Raw genomic sequence first — 15980 nt, 5'->3', positions numbered from 1 at the left:
TCTGGGGCTTGTCAGTCGCTTTCGACTGAGAAACTCATGAGGAAATCGGGACCGAGGAAAGAGAAAGCGGGTTATCGGGAGAAAAAGAAGGTGGAAACGCAAAAGCCGTCGTCAAGCAAATGCTGCGTTGTGCAATGCTTGACGACGGCTTGCGTAATCAGACCCTCGGTGGGGCAGATCCCTTAGCTGTGGGAACTAGACGCGCGACTTAACTTCGTCGAGGTTAGTTTCCGGGTGCTCGATCAGGTCTCGGTCTTCGAGACCCTTCGGCAGCAGGAACAGGGCAATCAGTGCCGGGATAGCCATGGCCATCAGGTAGACGGAGATGTAGAACGGGTTGCCGGTGGCGTCCATGATCATCTGGGCAATCATCGGAGCGAATGCGCCACCGAGGACGGCGCCGATGGCGTAAGCGATGGAAGCGCCCGAGTAGCGGACCTCAGCCGGGAACATCTCGGAGTACATGGCTGGCTGCGGGCCGAAGGTCAGGGCCAGTGGCAGGGTGAGAACTGCGACGGTCATGATGTACAGGAACGGACCCTGGTCCAGGATGCTCCACATGACGGCCTCCCAAATCATAATCACGACGTAGCCGATGATGAAGGTCTTAGCGCGGCCGATGCGGTCGGACCAAGCACCGGCGATGAACATGAAGATGGTCCAGCAAATACCAGCGACGAGAGTACCGGTCCATGCGACGGTTGCGGGGTAGCCCAGTGTCTTCTGTGCGTAAGCGCCGAAGAATGCGATCACGAGGTAACCGGTAGCCTGCTGAGCAGCGAAGATCAGAGCACCCTGGATGACCTTGCCCCAGTGGTTGCGGAAGAGCTCCGGCAGCGGAGCGGAACGCTCGGCAGACTCAGTCTGCATAGCCTGGAAGACCGGGGACTCGTCAACGGAACGGCGAATCATGTAACCGATCAGAACCAAGATGAAGGACAGCAGGAACGGCACACGCCAGCCCCAGTCCATGTAGGCTTCCTCGCCGACGATTGCCATAACAATCAGCATGGTGCCGGTCGCGAGGGTCAGACCCAGCGGAACACCGGCCTGCGGGAATGCGCCGTAGAGACCGCGCTTTTCCTTCGGTGCGTACTCCACGGACATCAGGGCTGCACCGCCCCATTCACCGCCAGCGGAAATACCCTGGAAAACACGGAGGAGAACCAGCAGGATAGGTGCGGCGATGCCGATTGATTCATAGGTCGGTAGCAGGCCGATGCAGAAAGTAGCCGCACCCATGCCGATGAGGGTGAAGACCAGAATCATCTTGCGGCCGTAACGGTCACCGATATGGCCAGCGACGATCGCGCCAAGCGGGCGGAAGAGGAAGGAAATACCCAGGGTTGCCCAAGCGAGGACCTGGGCCACCTGTGGATTCGACTGTGCAGCAGGCTCGATGAAGTGCGGAGCAAGCACGATAGCTGCGGCCTGAGCGTAAATCAGGAAGTCATAAAACTCGATGGTCGTACCCACGAGAGTTCCCGTGAGCACCTGACGGCGCTGCTTGGGATCATTCGCGATGATCGAAGTAGTCATAAAAAAACAAGACTTTCTTTACATACCCGTCCGCACGGCCATCGAGGACCTTGGTGATCTCAGCGGTCGCGCAGAAATCGCCCCAGGTTTTTCTCAGCCAGCGTTTGGGGAATGGACAGATTGTTTGACGGTGTCGAATTCTTACACAGCCAGACCGGTAGCGACCAGCGTTTGAACTTCAGCGAGCGGTGACAAAAAGTGAACAACGGGGGTAATGGGGGTCGGTGAATGGCGGTAGATTTCCTTTGTTTGTGACCGATTTATTTATACGCATGCCTGAAAAAGGCGGATTCGGGGGTGTGCAAAGGGGGTGGGTTGGGCACTACTTAACGACGGGTTGTTTCTGGATCGATTTGCGCGACCTGGCGGCCGTCTATGTGCGAGATTGTCTTAAATAGGGGAAATCTGCGTTTTATGGCTGTTCGACTACCCCCACATTGAACTAATTTGTAATTATATATTCAGAAGTTGTGTGAATGGTGTGGCAAAAGTGGCTCAAGATACAGAAGAAGTAACGGAACAATAACGATGTAGTGTCGAAAAGGGCACTGCCCCCGGATGGGGCAGGGAAACAAGGTTGGCAACAAGTCACCCCGAGACGGGGGTGTGGGCCCCAGGTTTCAGGGGCATTTTGGGGCGGTGGTAGCGCCAAGCGCCGAAACCACCCCGACACATCTTTTGTGGTTAGCCCCCGTAACTCAATTTCCACCATTGCGCGTAAGGCGCTGGGGACCGTCGTAAAGTAAACGACATGTCTTCTCACGCAGGAACTAACGGCAATGAAAATGAGGTACCTCACGGCAGGGCCAAATCCAATAAGGGCACGCCGCTGTGGTTGCTTGCCGCAATTGCAGTTTTCGCCGTCGCGTGGGGTGGCAACGAATTCACGCCGCTGATGGTGATGTACCGCGAAAATGCCGACCTGGCGCCGGTGTTTATTGACCTTCTATTGCTGGTCTACGCCCTCGGTATCGCGCCGGCACTGCTGATTTCCGGCCCAATCTCGGACCGTATCGGCCGTAAGCCGGTGATGCTCGCCGCGCCGGTTCTCTCGATTCTGGGGTCGACTCTTATTGCGTTGGGCGAGACTACCGCCCCGCTTATTCTCACTGGTCGCTTTATCTCTGGCTTGGCAGTCGGCATTGTCATGGCCGTGGGCGGCTCGTGGGTAAAAGAGCTCTCTGATCCGCGCTTTGACCCCAAGGCCAAGTCAACCTCGGGTGCGAAGCGTCAGTCCATGGCGCTGACCTTGGGCTTTGGTCTGGGTGCGGGAATTGCCGGCACGCTGGCGCAGTTCGCACCGCTGCCGGGGCAGCTGGCTTATATCATCCACATCCTGATTTCTATCCCGACAATCTTCGGTCTGTTGGCCGTGCCGGAGACCCGCCAGTCGCCGCACCTGGGCGGCAGTAATGCTCCGCGCGAGACCCTCTGGGAGTCTCTACGTACCCCATCGGTAACTAACCGTCGCTTCCTGCTCGTCGCCGCGATGGGAGCGCCGTGGGTCTTCGGTGCAGCCGGTGTTGCCTACGCAATCATTCCGTCTCTGCTTCAGGACCACGTCTCCCAGCCAGTGTTCTACTCCGCGATGGTCACACTGTTTGCGCTGCTCTGCGGTTTTGGTATTCAGCAGATTGGTCCCCGCTTTGTGACCGAGCACAACGCCCGCGGTTCGCTAATCGCAATTGGCATTGTGGTTATCGGTATGGGCTTGGCGGCCTGGATGTCCACCAACCCCACCGCAGTGACGGCGTTCATTGCAGCGCTGGTGTTGGGTGCCGGCTACGGTCTGTCCATGTTTACCGGCCTCAACGAGGTACAGCGCATCGCTGGCCCGCGCGATATGGCTGGTCTGACCGGTATCTTCTACTGTCTGACCTACATCGGCTTCGCATTCCCGGCAATTCTGACCAAGCTCTCCGAGTCCATCTCCTGGATGACCTACCCGGTCATGCTCGGTGGCGGTATGGTCATCGCCATCTTGATGGGCTTGGTTATTTTCTTCAATTCCACTGTCAACCTGCCACAGCGCGCTGAGTAATCTCGCATTCCTCGGAAGACTAATCAACCCCGTCAATGTGAGGTTGGCACACGTATAAGCGGTTTTCCTTACTAAGCGCCTATAGTTCTTCCTATGGAGAAGCACAAGAACGAATCACCGGCCACCGCGATGACAGAATCGTCGGCAAGCGCGAAACCGCGCGCGCTGGTGACGGGCGGTGCGGGATTTATCGGTTCGACGCTGGTTGACCGGTTGCTGGCCGAAGGATACGCGGTCACGGCGCTGGACGATCTCTCCCACGGAAAGCTGGAAAACCTCCAGCAGGCATCGCTTAACGACGACTTTGAGTTCATAACCGCCGATGTGCTGGAGGTGGACTGGGACGAGCTGCTCGAGCAAAGCGGCCCGGAGGTTATTTTCCACCTCGCAGCGCAGATTGATGTTCGGATTTCCGTGGCCGACCCGGTGCGAGATGCGACGCTGAACATCATTGGCACAATCAAACTTGCCGATGCGGCCCGAAAGCACGGTGTCCGCAAGGTTGTGTTTACATCTTCGGGCGGTTCCATCTACGGCACGCCGGAGGAGCTTCCGGTGACGGAAAACGTGCCGGTCAATCCGATGAGCCCCTATGCCGCCTCAAAGGCAACGGGCGAACTGTACTTGAATATGTTCCGCAATCTTTACGGGCTCGAATGCTCGCACATCGCGCCGGCGAATGTGTACGGCCCGCGGCAGGATCCGCACGGCGAGGCCGGTGTGGTTGCTATTTTCGCCCAGCGACTGCTGGCGGGAGAGCCAACCAAGGTATTCGGTGACGGAGGAAATACCCGCGACTATGTCTATGTCGACGATGTGGTGGATGCTTTCTACCGCGCATCCGGCGAGGTCGGTGGTGGAATGCGCTTTAATATTGGCACCGGCGTAGAAACCTCGGATCGGCAGCTGCACTCGTTGGTGGCGCAGGCTGCGGATGCCGAGGATAATCCAGAGTTTGCACCGCCGCGCACTGGTGATGTGGCGCGGTCGGCGTTGGATCCCACGCGGGCGCGTGAGGTACTCGGCTGGGAGCCAGCTATGAGTATTCAGGAAGGTGTTGCTCGTACTGTGGAGTACTTCCGGAATCAGGGCTAGCGCAGCTTACGCGGGCGGCTTCGCGCAGTCGTCCGCGTAGGTTAGCCGTGAGTCAGCCAGGTTACTTGCCAGCTTCCTCCGCGCGCTTGGCGTGGATGAGAGCCAGCTCGATATTGTCCTCGAACACGTCGAGAGGCTGTGCGCCCGAGACGAACTGAGTACCAACGAGGAAGCCCGGAGTACCGGAAATGCCCAGCATGGAACCGAACTGGGTGGCATTCTCGACCGCCTCGGTCCACTTGCCGTCCTTAAGCTCCTTTTCAAAGCGCTTCATGTCCGGCACACCGGCCTCACGAGCGACGGCAATCAGTTCCTTTTCAGTGAACTCCGGGTGGCCCTGGCCCTTTTCGCCGGCCTTCTTAAACAGCGCACGGGAGAACTCCCAGAACTTGCCCTGAGCTGCCGCGGCACGGCCGGCCTCAGCGTCCTTGATGGCCTTCTCACCATTGATGGCCATATCGTTCCACTCCAGGCGGACCAGTCCCTCATTGACGTACTTTTCCACGAGGGCAGACTCGGTTTCGTTTGCGAACTTCGCGCAGAACGGGCATTCGAAGTCCGAGTAGATTGAGATTACGACCGGCGCATCCACTGCACCGAGAGCAAAAGGATCATTTTCATTGCGGCGGTGGACATTGTCCATATCCTCCGGGGACTTTAGCTGCGCTCCCGCCTTTGGGCCGTAGATGCTGGCGTCGAAAGAGCCATTCGGGCCAGGTACAGGCGCAATTTCCCCCTTGCCTGGTGCAACGCCCGCCATGTTGACGGTGCTCACGCCGTTGAAGTTAGCCGAACGCGAGCCAGCGAAGAAGCCCGCTGCGCCGACAACGATCAATGCGACGACAGCTAGCGCCCATGCGGCGTTCGGAATCGAGTACCACGACTTGGTTTTTCCATCACTGTCGGCAGACCAGGACTCCAAGTCCTGCTCAGTGGGTACCGGCTGAGAAGCCTGCTGGGGTTCCTGCAGTGTCTCCTGACGTGCTTCATCGGCCGATGGCTGCTGCGAATCGCCGCTATGGTCAGCGGCGATGTTGTCCTTATTTTCTTCGCTCATGGCTTCTATGGAACCACAGCCTCAGATTCACATGCGCTTAGCGTGCCGACTAGTCGGACGGAGCGTTGTTCTCGACGTTTGTCGCGCTGTCTTTTTGGCTGCTGCTCTGGCTGCCCGAAATCACAATTTCTTCTTCCGGACGCACAGCGGTCTTCAAGGCCACTGCACGAGCCAGTCGTGCGTAGCGTAGCTCCTGTTCGCGGAAGCGAATGTAGGACGACACCGTGGTAAACACGAACGCCAACACCAGTACGTAGAGCAGCAAATCGGTGCCCCGGGTCACACCAATCCAGTTGGCCACCACGGTCAGATCGTCGGGACGCACGATTGCCCACAGACACGCGATGACGAAAACGACGAATCCCAGTTTCACGCCCGCCTTGGCGCGCGCTTTACGACGGTTAGCGACGAAGTAAGCGACCAGGCCCACCATCGCCAGCAGCAAAATAATTTGAACGATGGATGCGGTCATGGCAGCCTCTTCGAAATCAGGGAGTCGGCAAGGATATTGACACCGTTGAACAAGGATTGCCCTTTGGACATGGAGTATTCCGTGTAGAGGATATCCACCGGCTGCTCAGCGGTACGCCAACCTCTGTTGTCCATGACCTCGACAAATTCGGAGGCATGGCTCATACCGTTCATGCGCAGGTTCAGTTGCTCTGCCACCGTGCGGTTGAAGGCGCGCAGGCCGTTGTGGGCGTCGGTAAGACCGAGCCGGCGCGTGCGTGGTGACAACATGACCACCGTCTTGAGGACAATTCGCTTAATCAGCGGCACCTGGTCATCTTCGGCGCGAGGGCGGCCGAAACGGGTCCCCACAATGATGTCGATTGGTTCGCTGCGCAGTCGCTGCACCATGGCGACTACGTCCTTGACCTGGTGCTGGCCATCGGCGTCGAAGGTGACAAAGTACTTCGAGCCAGCCTGCGCGCGAGCGTATTCCACGCCGGTCTGGATAGCCGCCCCTTGACCCAAATTGACAGGGTGGTTGACCAGGTGAGCGCCAGCCCTGTGGATCTCCAGGCTGGAGTTATCCGAAGAGCCGTCGTTGACCGCGACAATGTTGGGGAAGGTCTCGCGAGCGTGCTCGAGAACCTCACGAATAACCTGGCCCTCGTTGTAGCACGGCACAATCAGCCAGGTGTCCGAGAAATCCATGTTGTCAGTCATCGCTCCGAAGCCTACCGCACAAACAATCGTCGATACGCGCGTGACATGAGCTGAGTTGGCAAAAGTCGGAAAAGTGTCCGCACCGCCAAGTTAAACACCGCCCGCGGCCTGGAAATCAGCCCCTCAGCTACCAGCGTGCGCTGGAGCTGACGTTCACCGCGGATGATGCCGCGCGAGGTTCGCCGCTCGAACATGCCGTCGGCGCGGAAGTACACCAGCGGCTCGGGCAGATTCTTAAACTTCGCGCCAGCGGCCATGAGGCGCACCCAGAGGTCGTAGTCCTCCATCAGACGGATGTCGCGATACCCGCCGACCTCACGCACCTTCGCCGTGCGCAGCATCGAGGAGGGGTTATTTACAGGCGAATTGATCTTGATATAACGCGCAATTTCGGCGTGCGTCTGCGGCAGAGTCCGCACGCGCACCACATTGTTCGGCGTGCCCTCGAACTCCGCCATTGCACTGCCCAATACATCCAACTCCGGGTCAGCGGTCAGCGTGTCCCACTGCTTTTCAAATCGGTCCGCACGCGCAATATCGTCCGCATCCAGCCGCGCCACCCATGGGGTCTCCACCAGCTGAAGACCCGCCTGCGAAGCCACTCCCGAGCCGCCATTTTCCGCACAACGCAGCACGGTCATCTCCGAATGCGCCTGCTCATGCTTGACGACGACCCGGTCGAGTTCCTGCCCAATCGGGCCATCGATGACCACAATGACGTGCGCGGCCGGACGCGTCTGGTTCCACAGCGACTGCAGCGCAGTATCGAGCTGGTCGGGGACGACGCGGTGGTAGACGGTCATGAGAACCGTGAGGTCAGTGATGGTGGACATGTGAGTCTCGAACCTTGGGAGTTGCAGGGAGATATGGACGGTGCTTTTTGGGACGGCATCGGATGCGGGTGGTGTTATTCCACCGCAAAAGCCTCCGATACGGCTGACCTGGCAGCACGTGGGGAAAGTGTGCGCAGCGCAAGCAGGTGAATGGCAACACCTACTGCAGAGCCTACGGCGATAGCGGCGACCGTGCGTACCGACAGGTGCCCAGGGAGGAAAAGAATGGCAACGGCGATCGTGGTCGCAGCCAACCAACCGATCAGATACATATGGTGCTTCTCCACTGCCAAGGTGACCGAGCCGGTAATCATCAACATGGCGGTCAACGTCGCACCGAGCGTCAGCGCCGCGAGCACCGGCCCGGACACGTGATAGCTATCGTCCAGGATGAGAGTCATGATCCACGGGCCGATGAGCCATGCCAGGCCCGCCCCGAAGGTGCCGAAAGCAGCCAGCGCCCCCAACGGCTTGGCCAGCGCTGCCAGCACGCCCTCGGAGCGATGCCGGACAAAGCTCACAATGATGGCGTTTTGGAACTTCTCCAAGGGCATGAGCAGCGGAGCGCGGGTCAGCGTTACGGCGTAGGCGATTCCCGCAATGGTCACTGCTGCGGTGAAGTTGTTGGCATGCGGCGGGGTAAGTGACTCGGCTATCCCGGCGCCAGTGGTGACCGCTTCGCCGGCAATCTTGACGATTGTCGGAAAACCTGTGACCAGCACAGCAGATGCGCCAGATGCGCCCATGGCCGTGACCATGAGAGTGATGAAGCGGCGCACCGGGACGTCGGCACGCGCGAACATGACCGAGCGGGTTGCCGAGGAAAACAGCGCGAGAATAAGCCAACTGACTGTCCCGAACACCGTAATAATCAGCCAGGCCAGCAGACCCCAGCCGAAGTACCAGGCGACGAGTGCCAGTGCTACGCGCACGAGAATGTCGATCATGATTAGGGCGGCGTAGGGGCCCCACAGCTGGCGGCCGCTGAGCAGACCCGAGGTGGTGGCCTGCATCGAGTACAGAGCAAGGCCAGAGGCCATGAGCAGAATTGCAGTGCCGGCGTCATCCTGCACGACCAGTGGGGCCCACAGCGGACCCGTCACTGCCATGGTGATGAAAGTAACTGCGGCGACGCCCAGCGAAACCGTGATGGGACGAGCGCCGAGAGTTTGACCCGTTTCGGTAGCTGTCTGCTCCTGTTCCTGCTCCGGCTTCTGCTCTGGGGTCTGTTCACGGGGCCGCTCCCGCTTCCGGTTCCGCGCTTCCGCAGCACCAATCGCGCGCGTGGTCTCCTGCATCAACCCGCCGAGAACACCCGTGAGCGCGAAGAACAGTCCCCAAAACGCCACGAACTGCAGGTTTACCGCATTGGGAAGTGCGCGGGCCGAGATAATCAGCACCGCGAAGCTGCCTATCGCCGCGACAATCGTGGCCAGCGACAACCATTTGAAACCGGACATTGACGTGCCTCTAGCTCTCTAGTCCTTGGCCTTCGAGTAGCCGAGCTTTTCAAACTGAGCGGCCAGTTCCTCGTCCACGATTGGAGCACCATTATCGTCGATGCCCTGGTCAGCAGGGGAACGCGTTGGGTCGGTGGGGAAGTCCGGCAAGGAGCTGCGTGACAGCCAGGAGTCAAAGATGACATCCAGGTGCGAGGTGGTGATGCCACGCTCACGGCATACGCGGTTGGCCAGTGCGCGGAAGTCCACTGCATCGACCACACTGTGGCGGTTGGTGGTGGTCCACTTGTGCACCAGGTCGAAGAACACCTCGTCGCCCAGCAGCAGACGCAGAGCGTGCACAGTCAGCGCGCCGCGCTTGTACAGACGGTCGTCGAACATCAGCTTGGGCCCTGGGTTGGCGATGACGATGTCCTGATCATCTTCAAGCAGGTCCAGGTAGTGCTTGCGGGCGTGCACATCCGCGCTGGCACCGCCGCTGACCTCGGACCACACCCACTCGGAATAGCAGGCAAAACCCTCGTTGAGCCAGATATCGCGCCACTGCGAAATGCCGACACTGTTGCCGAACCACTGGTGCGACAACTCGTGGGCAATCAGTCGATTCCACGTGTCCTTGCCGTCGGCGTGGTTGGCTCCGAAGATGGACAGACCCTGTGCCTCGATGGGGATCTCCAGGTCGTCTTCACAAATGACCACCTGGTAGGCACGGAAGGGGTAAGGGCCAAAGAGCTTGGCGAATTCATCGAGCATGCGTCCCTGGTCGCGGAAGTCGTGGCGGGCATTTGCCACCAACTCAGAGGGCACCCAGGCCACTACGGTCGAGGTCTGGCACGGCAGCTCGACCTTCTTAAACTGGCCGACATTGATGGTGGCCAAGTAGGAGGCCATGGGCTCCTCGGTGACAAACCGCCAGCGGCGGCGCGATCCGCCCACGTTCACCGGAGCGTCGGCAAGCCCTGGTGCGACGACCTCGTAGGGAGCGTCGGTGACCATCGTGAACTCGTAAAATGCCTTGACCTCGGGATCGTCATCGCAGGGGTACCACGACGCCGCGCCCACCGGCTGCGATGCCACGAGTGCACCGTTTTCGAGTTCCTCCCAGCCAATTTCGCCCCACTTCGAGCGCACCGGACGTGGCGTGCCCGAGTAAGTCACAATCAGCCGCAGCGTCTCGTCGGGAGCCAACTCGCGGTCAAAGGTGACGCGCAGCTTGCGTCCCGAATGGCGCCAGCGCTTTACATCGATTGAGTGTGCCTGCGAATCGGAAATCGCATCCACCGAATCGACCCCCAGCGCATCCGCAAAGTCGAGCGTGATGTGTGAGGTCCAAGCATTGATTTCGATATGCAGAGTCGCCGTCGCCTTCAGACGATTCGGCCCGACCCGATAATCGAGGTCCAGCTCGTATTTGTTCACCCGGAAACCCAGGTTGAACGCAATACCGGTATAAGGATTAGTGAAATCAGCGCTACTCACGGCTGTTACCTTACTTGAGCTTGTTCCACAGCCACGTAGATATGAGTGCCTCGACGAACGCGACCTGCGAATTATCCGCCGCACCGGCGTGGCCTCCTTCGGTATTTTCGTGATAATCCACCGGCTGTCCCGCTTCCTCCAGCAGCCACGCCAGGCTCCTCGCATGTGCCGGGTGGACACGGTCATCCCTGGTAGACGTCGTAATCAACGCTGGTGGGTAGGCGCGCTGCTCTCGCTTGACGACGCGCTGGACCGGCGAATACTGCGCAATCGCAGCCCGCTCGGTGGGGTCGTCCGGGTTTCCATATTCGGCCATCCAGGAGGCTCCTGCGGACAGCTTGTGGTAGCGCATCATGTCCGCCAGTGGCACCTGGGACACCACCGCTCCCACTAACTCCGGGTAGGAGGTGAGGCAGACTGCGGTCAGCAGCCCGCCGTTGGAACCACCGCGCACGCCCAGCTGTTCGCGCGTGCAGTAGCCACGTGCAACCAAATCGCGCAGTACGGCCTGATGATCCTCATAGACCCTCATCCGCTCAGTCTTGACCACCGAGGAGTGCCAGGTCGGGCCAAATTCGCCACCGCCACGCAGGTTGGCCTCCACGAAGTAGCCGCCCCGATCGAGCCAGGTCAGTCCACGAATCGCCGAGTACTGTGGGACCAGCGAGACCTCGAAACCGCCGTAGGCGTGCACGAGGGTAGGGGCTGGGTTCGGAGTGGGTGTGGCTGTGGTTGTCTCTGCACTAGCGCCTGCGTCGAAGCGGCCGGTGATGCGATACGGAATCCGCGTGCCATCGGCCGAGGTCGCCCAGTGCTGCCGCGTCTCCATCCCCTCACTGTCGAAGAGCGCCGGAGCACGCCGCACTTCCGTGAGCGGGTTGCCGACTTGCCCGTACCAGAGAGTTGCCGGCTGCGTTGCCGAGGTCGACACCAACCAGATTTCATCGTCGCGTTCAGAGGCCGTATCAATCACGCTCACAGTGGCCTGTGCCGGTAACTCGCCGAAAGCCTCCACCGGCTCCCACGAGCCCTCCCGCAACACGACCAACTTCGTCGCCACATCCTCCAACAGCGTCAACACCAGGAAGTTCTTCGTCCACGCCAGCTGCTGGAACGAGGTGTGCGCATCAGGGGTGAAAATCACCTCCACCTCACGCGAGCCCGCCAGCCACTTATCGAGCTCCACAACGGCCACGCCACCAGCCGGAATGCCATTGAACTCCGTGCGGGGCATCAACACCAACCACTGCCGATGGACACTCGTGCGACAGTCCTGCGGCACCTCCAGGATCTGCAGGGAAAAGTCCCCATTCTGCTGCGCCGCCAACTTGCCCGGACGCTCCGCTGCCACGAACCGCTGCGAATTATAAAAATCATGCGCACGCTCGACAAACAGCCGCTCGAAACCCTCCGTCGCGTCGAACCAGCCGCCCACGGCCACATCATCACTGTGGCCTGAGAAAATCACATCCGCGCTTGACGACGGCATGCCGCGCCGCCACCTCCGCACCTGCCGCGGGTAGCCCGAATCCGTCAGTGACCCCGGACCAAAGTCACTGCCAACGAGAATCTCGTCACGGCCCAACCAACAGACATCGGACTTCGCCTCCGTGAGGTAGAACGGCTCATCCTCCACAAAAGTGCAGTTGACGAGGTCAAACTCCCGCACCACAGTGGCATCGGCGCCGCCGCGAGAGAGCAGAATCAACGCGCGGTCATACTCCGGATAACGGCACACCGTGCCCTTCCAGACCCAGTTTTCTCCCTCGGCTTTCGCCAGCGCATCGAGGTCGATGAGAGTTTCCCACTCGGTCGCCTGCGGATCGTCCTGGCCAGCCAGATAGCTCTGCAACGAGGTGCGCCGCCACAGGCCCCGCGGATGCTCGGCATCCCGCCAGAAGTTATAGAGGTACTCGCCGCGCCGCACCGGGTATGCGATCCGGGCATCGGTGTTGAGCGCAGCCAGGATGCGTTGTTCCAGGTTGGTGCGGTCGCTGGTGTCGTCGGCAAGCGAATCGACACCTGCGACGGTGGCCTCCGACTGCGCGCGGGCCCACGCCAGCGCCTGGGAGCCGTCGATATCGTCCAGCCAATCGGGGACAAGATCAGTGGAGAGGAAGGAGAGATTGTTGCCCAAGTCGGTGTCCGTGTCGGTGCCCATGCCCACCACCGTAGCCGACCGCAGTAGGTAAAACCGGGACTCGCGCGTGAAGTAAAGACAAGTCGTGCGTAGACTTGTGCACGTGGCTGAACATTTTGATCTTGTAGTACTCGGCGGCGGTCCTGGCGGATACGTCGCAGCAATCCGTGCATCCCAGCTGGGTCTGAAGACCGCTGTGGTGGAGAAGCAATACTGGGGCGGTGTCTGCCTCAACGTTGGCTGTATTCCATCCAAGTCTCTGTTGAAGAACGCCGAGGTGGCGCACATTTTCAACCATGAGGCTAAGACCTTCGGTATCTCCGGCGATGTCTCCTTTGACTTCGGTGCCGCACACGCGCGTTCGCGCAAGGTGTCCGCGGGCATCGTCAAGGGTGTTCATTTCCTGATGAAGAAGAACAAGATCACCGAAATCAACGGTTTCGGTGAATTCACTGGCCCGACCTCCATGGCCATCACTGATGGCGATGACGAAGGCAAGGAAATTACCTTCGATAAGGCGATTATTGCGACCGGCTCTGTCGTCCGTTCCCTGCCGGGCGTTGAGGTCGGCGGCAACATCGTTTCCTACGAAGAGCAGATTCTCTCCGACGAGCTGCCGGACTCCATGGTTATCGTCGGTGCTGGCGCCATCGGTATGGAGTTCGCATACGTCTTGGCTAACTACGGCGTGGATGTCACCATCGTCGAGTTCATGGACAACGTTCTGCCGAACGAGGACGCAGACGTCTCCAAGGTTATTGCCAAGGAATACAAGAAGCTGGGCGTCAAGCTCATGACCGGGCACAAGACCACCTCCATCGTGGACAATGGTGACTCGGTTGAGGTCAAGGTCGAGGCCAAGGATGGCGGCGACGAGCAGACTCTGACCGTCGACCGCGTTATGGTCTCCATCGGCTTCGCACCGCGCACCGAGGGCATCGGCCTGGACAAGGCCGGTGTTGAGCTGGGCGAGCGCGGCGAGATTGTCATCGACGAGTACATGCGCACCAACGTCGACAACATCTACGCCATCGGTGACGTCACCATGAAGCTGCAGCTGGCACACGTCGCTGAGGCACAGGGCGTTATCGCAGCTGAGCACATGGCGGGTCACGAGACCGAGACCATCCCGGACTACAACATGATGCCGCGCGCAACCTTCTGTAACCCGCAGGTTGGTTCCTTCGGTAAGACCGAGGCGCAGGCCAAGAAGTGGGCAGAGGAGAACGGTCGCGAGATTAAGGTCTCCACCTTCCCGTTCTCTGCAAACGGTAAGGCCCAGGGGCTGGCGGAGCCGGCTGGTTTCGTGAAGCTCATTGCAGATGCCGAATACGGCGAGCTGCTGGGTGGCCATATGGTGGGTGCCAACGTTTCCGAGCTCATGCCGCAGCTGGTTCTGGCTGAGAAGTACGAGCTGACCACTGAGGAAATCGGCCGCGCCGTCCACATTCACCCGACCATGTCCGAGGCTATGAAGGAAGCAGCTGAGGGCGTTATGGGCAAGATGATCAACCTGTAAGAGGTTGTGGCTTTGGCCTGGGGCCAGTTTTCGCTGGTCCTGGCTCAGGCAGATACGAGTTAGTGCTTAAGTTTATGACAGTTTGACCGTGAAAATCGGTGCGAAAGTGTCATAAACTTAAGCACTTTCTTTTTGGGGTCTTCCTTTTTTGGGGCATCCTGCGCGAACCAAGCCCCCGCAAACAGGCCAGCCCTGCGCCCGTCGTGAAGCGAACTAGTACGGCGAGACGGTGGAGCGGTGCATGTTGATGTCGATATCCCGATGAATCGGCGGGAACGCGCGCTGCGGACAGGCCTCGCGGGAGCAGACCCTGCAGCCGGCGCCAATCGGGGTGGCGGCATCGAGGTCCGCGAGATCGAGACCATCGGCGTACACGGTGCGCTCAGCGTGACGGGCCTCGCAGCCCAAACCGATGGCAAAAACCTTACCTGGCTTGCCGAAACGTGCCGCGTGATGCTCCACGGTCCGCGAGATCCACATGTACGGCCGACCATCCGGCATGAGCGCGACCTGCCGCATGACTTTGCCGGGGTAGGAGAAAGTCTCGTAGACGTTCCACAACGGGCAGGTACCGCCCGAATGCGTGAAGTGGAAGCCCGTGGCGGATTGACGTTTGGACATGTTGCCCGCGCGGTCGACGCGCACGAATGTCCATGGAATACCGCGCAAGCTGGGGCGTTGCATCGTGGACAGTCGGTGGCAGATGGTCTCGTAGCCCACGCCGTAAGTGCGCGACAACAGCTCGATGTCGTAGCGTTTCGACTCAGCCATCGCATGGAACGACTCATACGGCAGAATAAGCGCCGCCGCGTAGTACGTCGCGACTCCGCGCTGCGCCAGCTTCCGCGACTCCTCCGACATGAAATGCCCGGACGCGACAGCCTCGGAAATGGTCTCACCCTGCTCCAAAAACCCCAGCTCCGTGGCTATACGGAAGGCCCGCTGCCCCGGCGAGAGGTGCCGCGCGAGGTAGAGCGTCTTCGTCCGCCGATCAAGGCTGTGCTGCACATCGCCTAACGACGATTCCAGCGCAATCCGAATCCCATGGTCGTTGGATAGCCTGTCGGCCAGCACAGAGACGACATCGGTGGTCTCGTCGGTGATGCGCAGCTCGCGAGCCAGCTCCTCGGCGGCGGTGTCGACCGAAGCGATGTAGTTCTGGCGGGCGTAGAAGTAGTCGCGGACCTCCTCATGAGGCATGGTCAGCGCCTGTGAACCGGAGGCGGTGTCGGTGCTGTTGCCGAAGTTGCGCTCCTCGGTGGCCAGAGAGAGTTTGTCCGTGACGTTGCGGTAGCGGCGGTGAATGTCCACCATGATGCGGGCGATATCAGGGTGGTCGCGAACCATTTCCGAGATCTCCTGCAGATCCATGGGAGACTTAGCGATCTCCTTGTCCATTACCACGTCCTGGACCTCAGCGAGGAGGCGGGAGTCGTCATCTCGGGAGAAGAAAGTCGCGTCAACGCCGAATGTGTCCGTGATGCGGAGCAGCACGGGCACAGTCAGCGGGCGGACGTCGTGCTCAATCTGGTTGACGTAACTAGCCGAGAGGCCCAACGCCTGTGCGAGCGCAGCCTGGCTGAGGTCGCGCTCGCGGCGTAGCTGGCGGAGGCGGGATCCGACATAGGTTTTCGACATACTGCC

At 59.9% G+C, this 15980-nt stretch carries 12 protein-coding genes; 3 read left to right on the top strand and 9 right to left on the bottom strand.

The features are described from left to right. Positions 1 to 195: 195 nt before the first annotated feature. Positions 196 to 1539: an MFS transporter gene (locus tag HMPREF2849_RS01605; protein WP_016421948.1), complete on the bottom strand. Its 1344-nt coding sequence runs from the start codon at positions 1537 to 1539 to the stop codon at positions 196 to 198. Positions 1540 to 2290: 751 nt separating this feature from the next. On the opposite strand from HMPREF2849_RS01605, the gene HMPREF2849_RS01600 reads away from it, so the two are divergent. Both HMPREF2849_RS01600 and HMPREF2849_RS01595 read left to right on the top strand, forming a co-directional pair. Further along, positions 2291 to 3580 (top strand): MFS transporter, encoded by a 1290-nt coding sequence (locus HMPREF2849_RS01600; RefSeq protein WP_016421949.1) that lies wholly within the window; start codon positions 2291 to 2293, stop codon positions 3578 to 3580. Between the two features lie 129 nt (positions 3581 to 3709). Then, positions 3710 to 4675, top strand: coding sequence for a GDP-mannose 4,6-dehydratase (locus HMPREF2849_RS01595; RefSeq protein WP_038629306.1), 966 nt, complete (start codon positions 3710 to 3712; stop codon positions 4673 to 4675). 61 nt (positions 4676 to 4736) lie between these two features. On the opposite strand, the gene HMPREF2849_RS01590 is transcribed toward HMPREF2849_RS01595, so the two are convergent. The 7 genes from HMPREF2849_RS01590 to HMPREF2849_RS01560 all read right to left on the bottom strand — a co-directional run bounded on the left by HMPREF2849_RS01590 (position 4737) and on the right by HMPREF2849_RS01560 (position 12838). Next, complete coding sequence (locus tag HMPREF2849_RS01590) at positions 4737 to 5732, bottom strand: DsbA family protein (protein ID WP_016421951.1); 996 nt, start codon at positions 5730 to 5732, stop codon at positions 4737 to 4739. A 49-nt stretch (positions 5733 to 5781) separates the two neighbouring features. Continuing rightward, positions 5782 to 6204 (bottom strand): DUF2304 domain-containing protein, encoded by a 423-nt coding sequence (locus HMPREF2849_RS01585; RefSeq protein ID WP_016421952.1) that lies wholly within the window; start codon positions 6202 to 6204, stop codon positions 5782 to 5784. After that, positions 6201 to 6893 carry a glycosyltransferase family 2 protein gene (locus HMPREF2849_RS01580; RefSeq protein WP_016421953.1) on the bottom strand — a complete coding sequence of 231 codons (693 nt, stop codon included), beginning with the start codon at positions 6891 to 6893 and terminating at the stop codon, positions 6201 to 6203. The genes HMPREF2849_RS01585 and HMPREF2849_RS01580 overlap by 4 nt, the downstream gene beginning before the upstream one ends. A gap of 23 nt (positions 6894 to 6916) precedes the next feature. Next, positions 6917 to 7738 carry a glycosyltransferase gene (locus HMPREF2849_RS01575; protein WP_016421954.1) on the bottom strand — a complete coding sequence of 274 codons (822 nt, stop codon included), beginning with the start codon at positions 7736 to 7738 and terminating at the stop codon, positions 6917 to 6919. Between the two features lie 74 nt (positions 7739 to 7812). Next, a complete protein-coding gene (locus HMPREF2849_RS01570; protein ID WP_016421955.1) occupies positions 7813 to 9198 on the bottom strand; it encodes a polysaccharide biosynthesis protein in 1386 nt (461 codons plus the stop codon). An 18-nt stretch (positions 9199 to 9216) separates the two neighbouring features. Next, positions 9217 to 10677: a M1 family metallopeptidase gene (locus tag HMPREF2849_RS01565; RefSeq protein ID WP_016421956.1), complete on the bottom strand. Its 1461-nt coding sequence runs from the start codon at positions 10675 to 10677 to the stop codon at positions 9217 to 9219. 10 nt (positions 10678 to 10687) lie between these two features. Next, positions 10688 to 12838, bottom strand: a complete 2151-nt coding sequence (locus HMPREF2849_RS01560) for a prolyl oligopeptidase family serine peptidase (protein ID WP_016421957.1) — start codon at positions 12836 to 12838, stop codon at positions 10688 to 10690. An 82-nt stretch (positions 12839 to 12920) separates the two neighbouring features. Between HMPREF2849_RS01560 and lpdA the strand changes: the two genes are divergently transcribed. Further along, on the top strand, positions 12921 to 14336 hold the full coding sequence (gene lpdA, locus HMPREF2849_RS01555; RefSeq protein WP_042389081.1) for a dihydrolipoyl dehydrogenase: 1416 nt from the start codon (positions 12921 to 12923) through the stop codon (positions 14334 to 14336). Positions 14337 to 14549: 213 nt separating this feature from the next. Here the strand turns inward: lpdA and ramB are convergent, their stop codons facing one another. Then, on the bottom strand, positions 14550 to 15974 hold the full coding sequence (gene ramB, locus HMPREF2849_RS01550) for an acetate metabolism transcriptional regulator RamB (protein WP_224784085.1): 1425 nt from the start codon (positions 15972 to 15974) through the stop codon (positions 14550 to 14552). Positions 15975 to 15980 lie beyond the last annotated feature (6 nt).

It is taken from the genome of Corynebacterium sp. HMSC073B01 (assembly GCF_001838255.1).
GTDB lineage: Bacteria > Actinomycetota > Actinomycetes > Mycobacteriales > Mycobacteriaceae > Corynebacterium > Corynebacterium jeikeium_D.
This window is presented reverse-complemented; position numbering and strand designations above follow the sequence as displayed.